Origin of the sequence: Amphritea atlantica (genome assembly GCA_024397875.1) — a bacterium.
In the GTDB taxonomy this organism is placed as follows: Bacteria; Pseudomonadota; Gammaproteobacteria; order Pseudomonadales; family Balneatricaceae; genus Amphritea; species Amphritea atlantica_B.
On sequence record CP073344.1, the window covers coordinates 927,676 to 940,967 of the forward strand.

Here is a 13,292-nt window from a genome sequence, read left to right on the forward strand (position 1 = left end):
GTTCTTTACTTGCGGTTACGTCGCTCCAGCCATTTAACCGGGTGGTTACAGTGAGGGCAATGGTCATGCAGCACCGCATCAATCTCCTGGCGAAGCTGGTTCAGATCCCGTCCCAGGTCCAGTTCCATCTTCCGGTCAATATTGGCATGAAGAATATGGGCGGCATCCTCTTTACTGATGCCCAGGGTTTCCCGCATCTGATTCAGCGCTTTATGTTCTACGGAATCAATTTCGCCATCCTGCAATGCCAGATTAACCATTTTTTCATAGGTCCGGCGTCGTTCCCGAATCGCTTCGCTAAATCCCGATGCTAATAAACCTGCGGGGAGAGCCACAATGCCCAAACTCATGATACTGATAACCGAGGCCATTATTTTCCCCATCACCGTGATGGGGATGACATCGCCGTAGCCAACCGTTGTCATGGTAACAATCGCCCACCACATCGCCGCAGGGATACTGCTGAAAACCTCGGGCTGGGCATGATGCTCGGCAAAATAGATCAGACTGGAAGCGACAATGATCAGCATAAACAGGACAAATAGCGCCGCACCGATGGATCGGGCTTCCCGATGCAGGACCTGCAACAGTAACGACATAGAGGCGGAGTAGCGAGTGAGTTTAAATACCCGCAGCAGCCTCAGAACCCGCATAAAGCGGAGGTCTACAACCAGCATCATACTCAGATAAAACGGCAGAATGACTATCAGATCAATCAGTGCCAGAGGGGTCAGCATATAGCGTAGCCGCCCCCATACCGGGTGTTTATGATTTATCGCTTCATCCTCAACGCAACTCCACACCCTGGCTACATATTCTATGCTGAAGACAATAACGGAGAACACCTCAAACCAGTAAAACCAGCGATGCTCCAGTGCACTGATGGAGGGCAGCGTTTCCAGTATAACGAACAGCACATTCAGTGAGATCAGTACGATCAGAAAAATATCAATTACACGTCCCAATGTGTGCTGCTTATTGCCGATATCAAGAATTTCGTAGGTCAGTTTACGTCTGGCGGTCATGTAAAACCTGATTAATGTTGGGGTGATAAACCATAGTATCGGCAAAAGGGTTTGATATTAAAGTGTTTAATCGATTGAGCCGGATTAATGCTGCCGCAGCGTGCTGATTTTTTATACACAAGCAGGCAGAAACTGTACTGGTATATAAGAAATCTCAGCACAGCTCCTGTCTGGGTTATAGCGCCTGGCTTTAACGATGGCCCCTGAAGCAGAGGATTACAGTGACCGGCACCACTGTTCGGTTTTAAGCGGGTCAAGCTGTAAGCTCAGAGGGGAGCGACAGATAACTCCCTGAATCTGGTCTGTGCTGAGGTTATTGCCGGGCAACTCTATCACTTTGTAGCCGTGACTATTGTCGCGGTTACGAAACTCGATATAGAGAAACAGCCGTTCCAGAGACTGGCGTTTACCCGGGGTAATCCAGTAGCGGACATTGCACTGATAGCGGCTGTGCCAGCAACAGGTCGGCGAGTTAAATTTAACCAAACGATCGCCCGGCACGGTTTCGGGGCGGCTGGATTGTGAATAAATATGTGCTTCAAACATGGATCTGCTCCCATTTTCATGAGAGCTGACGTTGTGCGTGGGGGTTACCTGAGTTTTGTCGGTAATGACCACATCGTTTTGCTGCTTTTTGTTAAAGCGTTTGCAAAACAACCACCTTGCCCAGGCAGGCAGGTTGGCGAGGACGTCAGCCCTTCTCTTGATGTTAAAAATTAATTGAGTGGCCAGTTTATGCCAGAGGCATCTTCGGTGCAATGTTTGCGGGCGGTTTTTATGACAATTCAGTATCCGGTCAATTTAACGTTTCAGAGTCAGGGTATCGCCCCGCTGAGTCAGTTCCAGATGCTGTAAAAAACTCATCCCCAGCAGTACAGTATTCCCTTGCATATGGGGGTTGATATGGGCGGATACGTTTGCCTGAGACAATCCACCCAGTGCCACCGAATTGAGCCGGGTATCATAGACTTTGATGGTGCCATTGGCTGTGCTGGCGTATGAGGCTCTGCCAGGTGCCAGTCGGAGCTTGTCTGCCAGCGCGCCGGGAATACTGATATCGGTGGCACCGGTGTCGAGAAGAAAGCGCACCGGCTGACCGTTGATTGTTCCCGGTGCCAGATAGTGTCCCTGACGGTTGCGCTGGAGCACTACCATCTGATTCTCTTCGGATATATTCAGTGCGTGGTTGGGGTTATTTTGCTGTAACAGGCGGTCCTGAAACATCAGATAGAATAGTCCCAGAAGAATAATCCAGGTGAGATGGGCAAAGAGTCGGCCGATAAAGTGCCGGCTGCTATCCTGTTTCATATTGCTCCTGTATATTATGTCTGATCATATACTTTAGTCTGATAAAATTTCTTTCATTCAGTTCAATGATTCTTTTTGTCGCACTTTTCCACGTAGGTGAGAGCGCGAACCAGACAGGTTTAGTTTTAGCACAAGCGGACTGAAAAGGGATAGCCACCGAGCCAGGTCGATTTGAGTCATTGACTGGTCAGTACAAATTGGAGAGAGCGAGTGCAGTTTCATTCACAACGTCAGATGATTGCCGATGAAGTTCATGCCCGGCCATTTCAGCAACTGAGTCCACCTTTAAAGGTGCTGCATTTCGCTCTGATGCTGGGGGATAAAAGTATCGCAGAAGTGCGTAATGATATCTCTGAGTTTTTTCTTCAGTGTGGGGGGGAGGCGATGCAGCCGGAGGCCAGCTTCTGTTATCAGCAGCTGGAGTCACTGGCGCTGCGCTGGGAAGCGCATACTGAGTTTTATACTCTGACGCTGTATCAGAATCGGCTCGATAAAGACTGGCAACAATCGGTCACCGGTCTTCCCGAGAACTGGAGTGACCAGCTTCCCGGTGAACTGATAACCGGGGTGCAGATACAGGTGATGGAACCTTCGGCCGAAGGCGATGAAGAGATGGCCAGAGAGGTGTTCAGAAACCATCAACTGATCGGTTCCCGTGTGATGCGGGGGGCGGCCCGTGTCTGGACCGATTTTCGTGCCGAAGGCGAATTTTATCTGGACCGGATTCTGGTGAAAAATATCCATATGCACGGCTACCAGTGCGGCCGGTTGATACAGCGTCTGTGTGAGATCGATACTTATCGTGCCGTAGCTTTGCTGGGGCTTGAGCCTGCCCGGCAGACGATGAAAGAAGTATCCCGGCTTGACCGGGAACTGGCTGAGATAACACTGAAATTAAGTGAGCTCGATAAGGGGGATGAATCTGAGACTCTGGATGCTCTGATGGCGTTGTCGGCCCAGGCAGAAGAGATCTCAGCGGATACCGTCAACCGGTTTTCAGCCTCCGATGCTTATTATGCGCTGGTTAGAATGAGGATCTCCGAGCTGGAAGAGATTCGTATAGAGGGGTTGCAAACCCTTGAGCAATTTATTGAACGCCGGGTAGACCCGGCGATGCGTACCTGGCAGGCGGCGGCCCAGCGACTTGAGCGCCTGTCTCAGCGCATAGCCCGTTGCAGTGATCTGCTTCGTTCCCGGGTTGATTTGTCAACTGAGCAGAAAATTCACGGTCTGCTCAGTTCGATGAATAAACGCACCCGGCGTCAGCTTAATCTGCAGGCGAAACTGGAAACCTTCTCTATTATCGTCGTGACTTACTATGTTTTCGATCTGGTGGAGCGCACCATTCGCCATCTGACTTCGGGTGAGCCCCGGGAAATGGCGATTCACTGGCTTAGCTACTCTCTGCCCGTGGTTGTTCTGATGGTCTGGTGGTATGTTCGCCGTATCACCAAAGAGTTTAAGTCAGATGATTAATGGTTGTTTTTTAAACATTTTTTGCAGTCGATAGCGGTAGTTTTCAGTCTGACCTGCAATCCTGTTTGCATCTGTCGGACAGGCTGTTATACTGCGCGCCTGTCTCGTTCGAGACGACCTTAAGTGGTCACGTTATGGTGGCTCCATTGGTCCTCCCGCAACGATAAACCGTGAACCTGGTCAGGCCCGGAAGGGAGCAGCCACAGCGGTGGATTCGTGTGCCGGGATGTGGCTGGTGGGGCTGCCCCCAATCCCCATATCTTATATTTTAAACTTAACTGCACATTTTTTGCGGTTGTCTTTATTTGCTGAACCATCTCCGGCCCAGAAGGAAGCAGGCTAACCCCTACGAGTCGGTGGATTCGTGCGCCGGGATGTGGCTGGTGGGGCTGCCCCCAATCCCCATATCTTATATTTTAAACTTAACTGCACATTTTTTGCGGTTGTCTTTATTTGCTGAACCATCTCCGGCCCAGAAGGAAGCAGGCTAACCCCTACGAGTCGGTGGATTCGTGTGCCGGGATGTGGCTGGTGGGGCTGCCCCCAATCCCCATATCTTATATTTTAAACTTAACTGCACATTTTTGCGGTTGTCTTTATTTGCTGAACCATCTCCGGCCCAGAAGGGAGCAGGCTAACCCCTACAAGTCGGTGGATTCGTGTGCCGGGATGTGGCTGGTGGGGCTGCCCCCAATCCCCATATCTTATATTTTAAACTTAACTGCACATTTTTTGCGGTTGTCTTTATTTGCTGAACCATCTCCGGCCCAGAAGGAAGCAGGCTAACCCCTACGCGTCGGTGGATTCGTGCGCCGGGATGTGGCTGGTGGGGCTGCCCCCAATCCCCATATCTTATATTTTAAACTTAACTGCACACTTTTTGCGGTTGTCTTTATTTGCTGAACCATCTCCGGCCCAGAAGGGAGCAGGCTAACCCCTACAAGTCGGTGGATTCGTGTGCCGGGATGTGGCTGGTGGGGCTGCCCCCAATCCCCATATCTTATATTTTAAACTTAACTGCACATTTTTTGCGGTTGTCTTTATTTGCTGAACCATCTCCGGCCCAGAAGGAAGCAGGCTAACCCCTACGCGTCGGTGGATTCGTGCGCCGGGATGTGGCTGGTGGGGCTGCCCCCAATCCCCATATCTTATATTTTAAACTTAACTGCACATTTTTTGCGGTTGTCTTTATTTGCTGAACCATCTCCGGCCCAGAAGGAAGCAGGCTAACCCCTACGCGTCGGTGGATTCGTGTGCCGGGATGTGGCTGGTGGGGCTGCCCCCAATCCCTCCTCCATATCTTTTTCTCTGTCTGTATTGGGCAAATCGTATCTGAATGGTTTTATTCCGAAGCTTTCTTCTTGCTGCTCACTTTTCACACTTATAAAACTCAGTATTAATCGACGAAAAATTCGACACAAGGCTGGCTGGAAAATTAGAGACCGGCCAGATTCGCCGTCGGGTTTGGCAGCGTGCAGTCTATTCTGAGTTATATTTGTCTCTATAAAGGTACAAAGTGTCTTTTATAGGAATAATTCCTATGCTTATTCTCTGTCTTGCCTGTTATATTCCCCCTGATTTTTTCTAATGTTCTTATAGGGATTGTTGAGTATGAAAAAGGCACTTTTAGGTTTAGGTATTATCGCTGCATTAACGCCGGTTATGGCTAGTGCCGAAGGCGGTTATTTGGGTGCTTCTTATGGACGAACTGAAGTTCAGTTAACAGGAGCAGAGAAAGCTGCTTTTAATGATCTGGGTTTTTCTGAGATTGATGAAGTCGATCAGGGATTTAAAGTGTTTGGTGGCTATCGTTTCCACCGCAACTTTGCGCTGGAAGGCTTCTATGCTGATCTGGGTGATGCTGAGTTTTCAAACGGAGCGGTAACTATCAAGTCTGCAACAGATGGTTATGGTTTGTCCGCAGTAGGATTGCTCCCAGTAACGGAGCAAATTGATCTGTTTGCCAAAGTGGGTATGTTTCACTGGAGTGTTGATGCAACGTCTAATGTAAATATATCGGCCGGCGATGATGGCACTGATGGCACTTATGGTATTGGCGCTGCTTATAATATGAAGACGGTCTCGCTGCGTGCCGAATTTGAACGTTTCGATATCGGTGGCGATGATGTTGATATGATCTCCGCGGGTGTACAGATCAACTTCTAAGCCCTCTCTTGTCGGATGCCTTATCCCTTATAAGGCGTCCGATAAACACGATCCACAGACGCGATATAGTCAGCTTTGAGCATGAAGTCATGCCAATTATAATTCTGCGTTTCGTTCATCAATTTTATAACTCTGTTCCTGCCCGCTTATTACTCAAAATCACACCTTTTTAAGCTCACGCCTGAGCCTTCCTGTTTTAGAATAAGCTGAGTTAAATCAAAGGCTGGGTGAGATGTTGGCTAATATTATGCCTCAGGGAACAGATGAGTGGGTTGAAAGGATCAGCGAGCATGAGTTGCCGGCTTTGTGTTCGACTATCCGTGAGATCGAGAAGATCTCGAAAGATGATATCTCTTCACTGGCCAGACTGGGTCAGTCGGTGCTGCATGATCATGCGCTGACTACGGCTATTCTTAAAGTGGCGAACAGCGCCGGTTATATGGGGCGCAATCCTGTCACGACGGTCAGTCGGGCCTCTGTTGTACTGGGGCTCAACCGGATCAAAAATATCTGTATCACTGCCAAAATGCTCAGCAGTCTGTTGAAAAACAGGAAGCTGACTCCCGGGGTGTATGAGCGGTTGCTGAAGTTGATGGCGCAGTCGTTTCATGCCGGGATGATTGCCAGGATGATGATGCAGGATTATGAGGAGGATGTTCAGGAAGAGGCCTTTATTGCCGCCTTGCTGAACCGTTTTGGTGAGAGCGCTTTCTGGAGTATGGGCGGTCCGGTAACGGTCGAGCTGGATAAGCTGTTACGACAAAAGCCGTTTGCCAGACAGAAAGATGTTGCCTGTATCGTGCAGCAGAGGCTCGGCACTACCTTTGAGGATATGAGTCTGGGGCTGGCCAGTTCCTGGAATATGGGGAGTGTGCTGATCAGTTCTCTGGAGGAGCCCGAGCTGCGTACTCCTGAGCTGCGCTGCGTAAACCTGGCAGTTAGAATGAGCGCGATACTGGCAAATCCGAACCATAATCGCAGTGAACTGGATAAGCTGCTGACAGAGATCGCTGATCTGACCAAGTGGGATAAGCGGGATCTGCTGGCCAGGGTGGAGCAGTGTTCTGAAGAGACCGTTGAGCTGTTACGCACTTATGGGGCGGGGGTCTTAACCCGCTATATCAGCCATGATCTGATCTCCCAGGTGGACAGCGAAGCAGATCCGGTTGTGGAAGAGTTGAGTGATCAGGCACTGCAGCTCCGGATTCTGCGCGAGTTGGCGTTTTTGCCCAATGAGAATGCTGATTTTAATCTGGTTGTACAAACCGCGTTAGAAGGCATTCAACGGGGTATACGGATGCGCCGCGCCATTGTTTTTCTGAAGTCCCGTGAACGGGGCTGCCTGATGCCCCGGTTTATATCGGCACCGGACTTTAATCAGATCAAGCGGGAGTTTGTGGTCAGTCTCAAAGGTTCGCCGAATATTTTTACCCATGTACTTAATAGCCGGCAGCCGGTCTGGGTGGATAATCTCAATGCACCCAAATGGCGGGCCTATCTGGACGGCTCAGTGCGGCAATTGGTGAGCAATGATGGTTTTTTTATCGCGCCTATAATCTGGGGTAAGCACTGTGTGGGGCTGTTTTATGCCGACCGCAAAGACCCCTCTGAGCAGGCCGATCATCCACCGCTGAGTGAGGATGACTTTATGGCCTTTACGCTGTTTGCCCAGCAGACCAATATCTGCTTTTCACTGATTATTAAAAACACTGAACGTTGATATATCAATAATGGTATTGCATAAAACAGACAGCGGGAGCTGACGCTCCCGCTGTCTGTTTTTAACTAAATGATTGAGGTGGATTATTTAGCGGGACGTCAGTTCGCTGCTTTCCAGAGAAACCGGTTCATCGCTGGTTAGCCAGCAGGGAATCTCTTCGGTAATGATGCTGACAGGACAGTGGGGATCCTGAAAGCGGATGATCTCCTGTTGTTCGATTAAGCGATGACGGCGTATCGTGTACTCGTTTGCACTGTTTGCTTTTTGCATCTCCATGTCCTCGCAAGATAGAAGATTGTTGTTGTCCATGTAAGTTAGACTATTTATTGAGAGTTAGCGAAAGAACAGTTTTCATGTAAAACGGGAATCACCGGACGAAACGCAATTTAGTTACCACTTAATCGCCGGTTTCACTGGCGATATAGGGCGGTTACCGTTAGCATTGGTAGCCATGAATAAACACCCCTCTCATATAGATTTGCAGCGATGAGTTATCAGGTACTGGCGCGTAAATGGCGTCCCGCTAAGTTTCAGGAAATGGTCGGGCAGGAGCATGTGCTCAAGGCTCTGGTGAATGCGCTGGATGATGACCGGTTGCATCATGCATATCTGTTTACCGGCACCCGGGGTGTCGGTAAAACATCGATTGCCCGGTTGTTTGCCAAGTCACTGAACTGCGAGACCGGAGTATCGTCCACTCCCTGTGGCGAATGTTCAGCCTGCCGGGAGATCAGTGAAGGCCGCTTTGTCGATCTGATCGAAGTGGATGCGGCGTCCCGGACCAAAGTGGAAGATACCCGTGAGCTGATGGAAAATGTCCAGTACGCGCCCACCCACGGTCGTTTCAAAGTGTACCTCATTGACGAGGTGCACATGCTCTCCACTCACTCGTTTAATGCGTTGCTGAAAACGCTGGAAGAGCCGCCTCCCCACGTTAAATTTCTGCTGGCCACCACTGATCCGCAGAAACTGCCGGTGACGATTCTGTCCCGCTGTCTGCAGTTCAATCTGAAGAATATGATCCCGGAGCGGATCGTTGAGCATCTTTGTCACGTGCTGACAGCGGAGAGTATTCCTTACGAAGAGCCCGCCCTGTGGCTGTTAGCCCGTTCCGCCGATGGTTCGATGCGGGATGCGCTGAGCCTGACCGATCAGGCGATCGCCTTTGGTGCCGGTTCCGTGGTCGAGGCCGATGTCCGGGCGATGCTCGGCACCATTGATCAGCGTCTGGTATACCGTTTGGTGGACAGCCTGGCCGCCCATGATGCCAAAGGGTTGTTGACGACGGTTGACGAACTTGCCCGTTATTCCCCTGATTACAATGCGGTGCTCGGTGATCTGATCAGCCTGATGCACCGGATAGCTCTGGCTCAGATCGTACCGGATGCGGTAGATAACGGTTTGGGTGACCGTGATCTGGTGCTGGATCTGGCGGGTAAACTGACCGCTGAAGATGTTCAGCTGTTTTATCAGACCGCGCTGATGGGACGTAAAGATCTGCCCTTTGTACCGGATGCCCGGGAAGGGCTGGAGATGACCCTGATGCGCATGCTGGCGTTCCGTCCGGTATCGATGAGTCATCAGGGGTTAAGTCAGCCAAAGGCATCTGATACTGTTTCCAGTGCCACATCTGCACCACAGAGTGAAGCCGCAGCGAATACTGTAAACCCGGAGGCCGCTCAGCCAGCGCCTGAACCACAACCTGACAGCACACCCAAGCCACAATCGGGTTCAGCGTCAGAGGCACCGTCGGGCTTAGCGTCGGACATGCAACAGGAGTCGCCTCCGGATTATGACGAATCCTATCTGCAGGGTGGTTATGAGGATCTGCCGGGAAAAAAGCCTGAAGCTGATGCAGCACCGCCAGCGGCTGCGGGGCCTTCTGCTGTAATAGCGCAAGCGACCCGACCAGCCGTTGATCTGCCCTGGGAAGATAACACTCCGTCAGTGCCGCAACCGGTTGCTAGCCCGGCCAGCACTGCCATTGGTACAGAGCGTCCTGAGCCGGTAGCCAGTTCAGGGCAGATAAACAGCCCTGAGCCTAAAATCAGCCTTGAGCCGAAAAAAAGCCCTGAGTCGAAAAGCAGCTTCGAACCCGTGGTAAACCCGGAACCGGTTAATCGTCCCGAGCGGGGGGCAATCCCGGATCAGGCCGCGATCCGCCAGATTGACTCCGGGGTTAATCAAGCGGCACCTGACTCTGTCGCGGTGATCGAACCAGACGCTGACGTGAGTAAAGAGATCGGACAGTTCAGTCCTGATCAGTGGGTGCTGCTGGTTGAACTGATCGGGCTGACCGGCATGACTTACAGTATCGCATCCAATACCTCTCTGGAGGCTGTTGGGGATTGCTGGCGCTTTCATTACACCAATGAGCAGAAAGCGCTGCTCAGCGAGACCCATGTCGAGCGTATACGTGAGTCGATAGGTCATTATTTTAACCGGCCGGTTGAGGTAGAATTCAACCTAGGCATTTATGGTCGTGAGACTCCCAGCCAGTATCGCGACCGGAAACGGGCGGAACGCCTGGCAGAGGCGGTCAGCTCAATTCAGAATGATCCGGTGGTTCAGTCGGTGATTGAGCGGTTTGCCGCCAGTATTGATCTTCAGTCGGTGCAGCCAATCGATTGAGTCAGGATGTTAAACCGGAAAAATTTGCGAACAGATTAAACACGGGTGTGACGCCCGGGCTTTAAAACAGGCGAGGAAGAATATGATGAAAGGTGGCATGGGTAACCTGATGAAGCAGGCTCAGAAGATGCAGGCTGATATGCAGAAAGCACAGGAAGAGATCGCTAAGGCTGAGGTCAATGGCGAGTCCGGTGCCGGTCTGGTGAAGATTGTGATGAATGGTCGTCACGATGTGCGCAGTGTCGCGATTGATGAGAGCCTGATGGAAGAGGATAAAGAGATCCTTGAAGACCTGATTGCAGCCGCTGTTAACGATGCGGTTCGCAAAGTTGAAGCAGAGACGCAAGAGCGTATGGCGAAAGTGACCGGTGGCATGGGTATGCCACCGGGCTTTAATATGCCGTTCTGAGCCTGAGTAAACACGATGTCCTTTAGTCCTCTGATTCAGGAACTGATTGATGCCTTTCGCGTGCTGCCTGGGGTCGGCCCGAAAACGGCTCAGCGTATGGCGTTTCATCTGCTGGAGCGGGACCGCAGTGGTGCTGGCACGCTGGCAACAGCGCTGACGGTAGCGGCGGAGAAAGTCGGCCATTGCAGCAGTTGCCGAACCCTGTCAGAGAATGAGCTGTGTTCGATCTGTGCCGATAACAGTCGTGATGAGTCGCAGATCTGTGTGCTGGAATCGCCGGTGGATATGCTCGCGATTGAACAGACCGGTGGCTTCAATGGCGGTTATTTTGTGCTGATGGGCCACCTGTCGCCGATCGATGGTATTGGTCCGGATGATCTGGGGCTGGATCTGCTGTTTAAGCGACTGGAATCGGGCGCAGTAAAAGAGATGATTCTGGCAACTAACCCAACCGTTGAAGGCGAAGCAACCGCACACTTTATTGCCGAACAGATAAAACATCTGGATATCCGGGTGACCCGTATTGCCCATGGCGTGCCGGTGGGCGGCGAGCTGGAATATGTTGATGGTGGCACACTCGCCCATGCAATGGCCGGTCGCCGGTCGATGAACTGAGGTACTGATGACACACGCGTATAACTGGCAGCGACTCGAAGAAACAGCTGCTCAGCCTGTCTGGATTACCGATGATGAAACGCTTGCCCGTTACTGCGAACAGTGGCAGGAACTGCCTCTTATTGCGCTGGATACAGAGTTTATCCGGGTAGATACGTTTTACCCGGTGCCCGGTTTAATACAGATTGCTGATGACTCAGGCTGTTATCTGATTGACCCCCTGGAAATCGAAGACTATGCACCGATGGTGCAATTGTTTCGTAACCCCGCTGTGCTTAAAGTACTGCACGCAGGCAATGAAGATCTGGAGCTTTTCCTGTATATGTTTGGCGAGCTGCCGGCACCGATCTTCGATACCCAGATAGCCGCCGGTTTTCTCGGCTGGGGTTTCTCGATGGGCTATCAGCGTCTTGTAGAGTACGCTCTGGATGTGAAACTGGATAAAGGTGAAACCACCTCGGACTGGTTGCAGCGTCCCCTGACCGCATCGCAGGAGCGCTATGCTGCTCTGGATGTGGCGTATCTGCCGGTGCTTTGTCAGCGGCAGATGGCTGAACTTAAAACACGGGGGATGACTGAATGGGTCGAGGAAGAAACGGCACTGTTGTTGCAACAGACACCGGACAATGATCCGGATGGTGTAACCTATTACCAGCGTTTCAGTCAGGCCTGGAAGTTGCCCCCGGAAAAAATTGCCGCCCTGCGTGATCTGACCGCCTGGCGAGAACGGATCTGCCGCCAGCGGGATGTTCCCCGCAACCGGGTGCTGAGAAATAATGCCTTGCTGGATATTGTGAATAAATGGCCCAAGGATTTGCACGCGCTGTCGCGGTTAGACGATATCCGCATGCAGCAGGTCAGACAGGATGGTGAGGTGATTCTCGGCTATCTTAAAATGGCGCCCCATTCGGCTTTAGCAAAGCCGCCGGAACCAATTAACCGGCCGCTGAGCTATAAATGGAATAAGCCCCTTAAAGTATTGAAAGCGATGGCGCGCAGTAAAGCTGAAGAGCTGAATATCGCGCCAGAGATATTGTTGCGAAAGAAAGATCTCGATGCTCTGATCAGAACGGAAAATCAGGGTGAGTTCAGCTTGCCGCCCAGTCTGTCTGGCTGGCGCAAAGCGGTGATTGGTGATGTGCTGTTGGAAAAGTTACAGAGCCTGGAAGTATAAACAGAGTGTCTATGAAAAAGATTTGTAGTGTGTTTCGCAGTTCCAAAAAAGATGAAATGTATCTTTATGTGGATAAAATGGAAAAAATGAAGCGGGTACCGGACCCTCTGAAAGAGATGTTTGGCGCCCCGATCCATGTGTTTGATATGTTGCTGACACCGGAAAAAGAGCTGTCGCGGGTTGATGCGGCGAAGGTGCTGGAGGATATTCGGGAAAAGGGTTATTTCCTGCAGATGCCGCCGCCGAAAGATGACTATTTGCTCGATCTGTTTAAGGACCGGCCACAAACCGGAGTACGCTAGTGGCTGATCAGGTATTCTGGCGGAGTAAATCACTGCAGGAGATGTCGCCACCGGAGTGGGAGTCTCTCTGTGATGGCTGCTCTCTCTGTTGTCTGCATAAGCTGGAAGATGAAGATACCGGCGAGGTGCATTACACCAGTGTGGTTTGTCATCTGCTGGATATGGACACTCTGTATTGTACGCAGTATGAAAAGCGTTGCTCGCTGGTGCCTCAGTGCGTCAAACTGCGACCCGAGGATGTCAAAGAGTTTCACTGGCTGCCACCCAGCTGCGCATATCGTCTGGTGCATGAGGGAAAGGAGTTGCCGGAGTGGCATCCTTTAGTCAGCGGCCGTCGGGAATCTGTTAAGGAAGCCGGTGCTTCGGTGCTGGACTGGTATGAGATTACCGATGATAAAATTGAAAAAGATGATGATTATTTCGACTACCTGCTCGACTGATGGGTTAGCCGCAATATAAAAAATTG

At 51.2% G+C, this 13,292-nt stretch carries 13 protein-coding genes, 1 other RNA gene and 1 riboswitch; of the genes, 10 read left to right on the forward strand and 4 right to left on the reverse strand.

The genetic code is table 11. From position 1 onward, the window contains the following. Positions 1-5 precede the first annotated feature (5 nt). From KDX31_04135 to KDX31_04145, 3 genes are all read right to left on the reverse strand, one after another. A complete protein-coding gene (locus tag KDX31_04135) occupies positions 6-1,025 on the reverse strand; it encodes an ion transporter (protein ID UTW04215.1) in 1,020 nt (339 codons plus the stop codon). Between the two features lie 216 nt (positions 1,026-1,241). Continuing rightward, positions 1,242-1,571, reverse strand: coding sequence for a hypothetical protein (locus tag KDX31_04140; GenBank protein ID UTW04216.1), 330 nt, complete (start codon positions 1,569-1,571; stop codon positions 1,242-1,244). Between the two features lie 41 nt (positions 1,572-1,612). Next, positions 1,613-1,740, reverse strand: a riboswitch (SAM riboswitch). Between the two features lie 86 nt (positions 1,741-1,826). Continuing rightward, positions 1,827-2,333, reverse strand: a complete 507-nt coding sequence (locus tag KDX31_04145) for a TIGR02281 family clan AA aspartic protease (GenBank protein ID UTW04217.1) — start codon at positions 2,331-2,333, stop codon at positions 1,827-1,829. Between the two features lie 210 nt (positions 2,334-2,543). Between KDX31_04145 and KDX31_04150 the strand changes: the two genes are divergently transcribed. The 4 genes from KDX31_04150 to KDX31_04165 all read left to right on the forward strand — a co-directional run bounded on the left by KDX31_04150 (position 2,544) and on the right by KDX31_04165 (position 7,695). After that, complete coding sequence (locus KDX31_04150) at positions 2,544-3,809, forward strand: DUF3422 domain-containing protein (protein ID UTW04218.1); 1,266 nt, start codon at positions 2,544-2,546, stop codon at positions 3,807-3,809. Positions 3,810-3,953: 144 nt separating this feature from the next. Next, positions 3,954-4,050: signal recognition particle sRNA small type (ffs, locus tag KDX31_04155), an RNA gene on the forward strand. A gap of 1,370 nt (positions 4,051-5,420) precedes the next feature. Continuing rightward, the gene (locus tag KDX31_04160) at positions 5,421-5,975 is read left to right on the forward strand and encodes an outer membrane beta-barrel protein (protein UTW04219.1); all 555 of its coding nucleotides are present in this window, start codon (positions 5,421-5,423) and stop codon (positions 5,973-5,975) included. 232 nt (positions 5,976-6,207) lie between these two features. Next, on the forward strand, positions 6,208-7,695 hold the full coding sequence (locus KDX31_04165) for an HDOD domain-containing protein (protein ID UTW04220.1): 1,488 nt from the start codon (positions 6,208-6,210) through the stop codon (positions 7,693-7,695). An 87-nt stretch (positions 7,696-7,782) separates the two neighbouring features. On the opposite strand, the gene KDX31_04170 is transcribed toward KDX31_04165, so the two are convergent. Then, positions 7,783-7,965, reverse strand: coding sequence for a hypothetical protein (locus KDX31_04170; protein UTW04221.1), 183 nt, complete (start codon positions 7,963-7,965; stop codon positions 7,783-7,785). A gap of 216 nt (positions 7,966-8,181) precedes the next feature. Between KDX31_04170 and dnaX the strand changes: the two genes are divergently transcribed. The 6 genes from dnaX to KDX31_04200 all read left to right on the forward strand — a co-directional run bounded on the left by dnaX (position 8,182) and on the right by KDX31_04200 (position 13,266). Continuing rightward, the gene (gene dnaX, locus KDX31_04175; GenBank protein UTW04222.1) at positions 8,182-10,326 is read left to right on the forward strand and encodes a DNA polymerase III subunit gamma/tau; all 2,145 of its coding nucleotides are present in this window, start codon (positions 8,182-8,184) and stop codon (positions 10,324-10,326) included. A gap of 82 nt (positions 10,327-10,408) precedes the next feature. Next, positions 10,409-10,735 carry a YbaB/EbfC family nucleoid-associated protein gene (locus tag KDX31_04180; GenBank protein ID UTW04223.1) on the forward strand — a complete coding sequence of 109 codons (327 nt, stop codon included), beginning with the start codon at positions 10,409-10,411 and terminating at the stop codon, positions 10,733-10,735. Positions 10,736-10,750: 15 nt separating this feature from the next. Then, on the forward strand, positions 10,751-11,350 hold the full coding sequence (recR, locus tag KDX31_04185; GenBank protein ID UTW04224.1) for a recombination mediator RecR: 600 nt from the start codon (positions 10,751-10,753) through the stop codon (positions 11,348-11,350). A gap of 7 nt (positions 11,351-11,357) precedes the next feature. Beyond that, on the forward strand, positions 11,358-12,524 hold the full coding sequence (rnd, locus tag KDX31_04190; protein ID UTW04225.1) for a ribonuclease D: 1,167 nt from the start codon (positions 11,358-11,360) through the stop codon (positions 12,522-12,524). 11 nt (positions 12,525-12,535) lie between these two features. Further along, positions 12,536-12,826, forward strand: a complete 291-nt coding sequence (locus KDX31_04195; protein UTW04226.1) for a YcgL domain-containing protein — start codon at positions 12,536-12,538, stop codon at positions 12,824-12,826. Next, positions 12,826-13,266: a YcgN family cysteine cluster protein gene (locus KDX31_04200; protein UTW04227.1), complete on the forward strand. Its 441-nt coding sequence runs from the start codon at positions 12,826-12,828 to the stop codon at positions 13,264-13,266. Before KDX31_04195 ends, KDX31_04200 begins: the two co-directional genes overlap by 1 nt. The last annotated feature ends 26 nt before the right edge of the window (positions 13,267-13,292 follow it).

Excerpts from the sequence above, each read along its gene's own strand:
- KDX31_04135 (UTW04215.1), bottom strand. The coding sequence starts at position 1,025 with ATGACCGCCAGACGTAAACTGACCTACGAAATTCTTGATATCGGCAAT.
- KDX31_04140 (UTW04216.1), bottom strand. The coding sequence starts at position 1,571 with ATGTTTGAAGCACATATTTATTCACAATCCAGCCGCCCCGAAACCGTG.
- KDX31_04145 (UTW04217.1), bottom strand. The coding sequence starts at position 2,333 with ATGAAACAGGATAGCAGCCGGCACTTTATCGGCCGACTCTTTGCCCAT.
- KDX31_04160 (UTW04219.1), top strand. The coding sequence starts at position 5,421 with ATGAAAAAGGCACTTTTAGGTTTAGGTATTATCGCTGCATTAACGCCG.
- KDX31_04165 (UTW04220.1), top strand. The coding sequence starts at position 6,208 with ATGTTGGCTAATATTATGCCTCAGGGAACAGATGAGTGGGTTGAAAGG.
- KDX31_04170 (UTW04221.1), bottom strand. The coding sequence starts at position 7,965 with ATGCAAAAAGCAAACAGTGCAAACGAGTACACGATACGCCGTCATCGC.
- dnaX (UTW04222.1), top strand. The coding sequence starts at position 8,182 with ATGAGTTATCAGGTACTGGCGCGTAAATGGCGTCCCGCTAAGTTTCAG.
- KDX31_04180 (UTW04223.1), top strand. The coding sequence starts at position 10,409 with ATGATGAAAGGTGGCATGGGTAACCTGATGAAGCAGGCTCAGAAGATG.
- recR (UTW04224.1), top strand. The coding sequence starts at position 10,751 with ATGTCCTTTAGTCCTCTGATTCAGGAACTGATTGATGCCTTTCGCGTG.
- rnd (UTW04225.1), top strand. The coding sequence starts at position 11,358 with ATGACACACGCGTATAACTGGCAGCGACTCGAAGAAACAGCTGCTCAG.
- KDX31_04195 (UTW04226.1), top strand. The coding sequence starts at position 12,536 with ATGAAAAAGATTTGTAGTGTGTTTCGCAGTTCCAAAAAAGATGAAATG.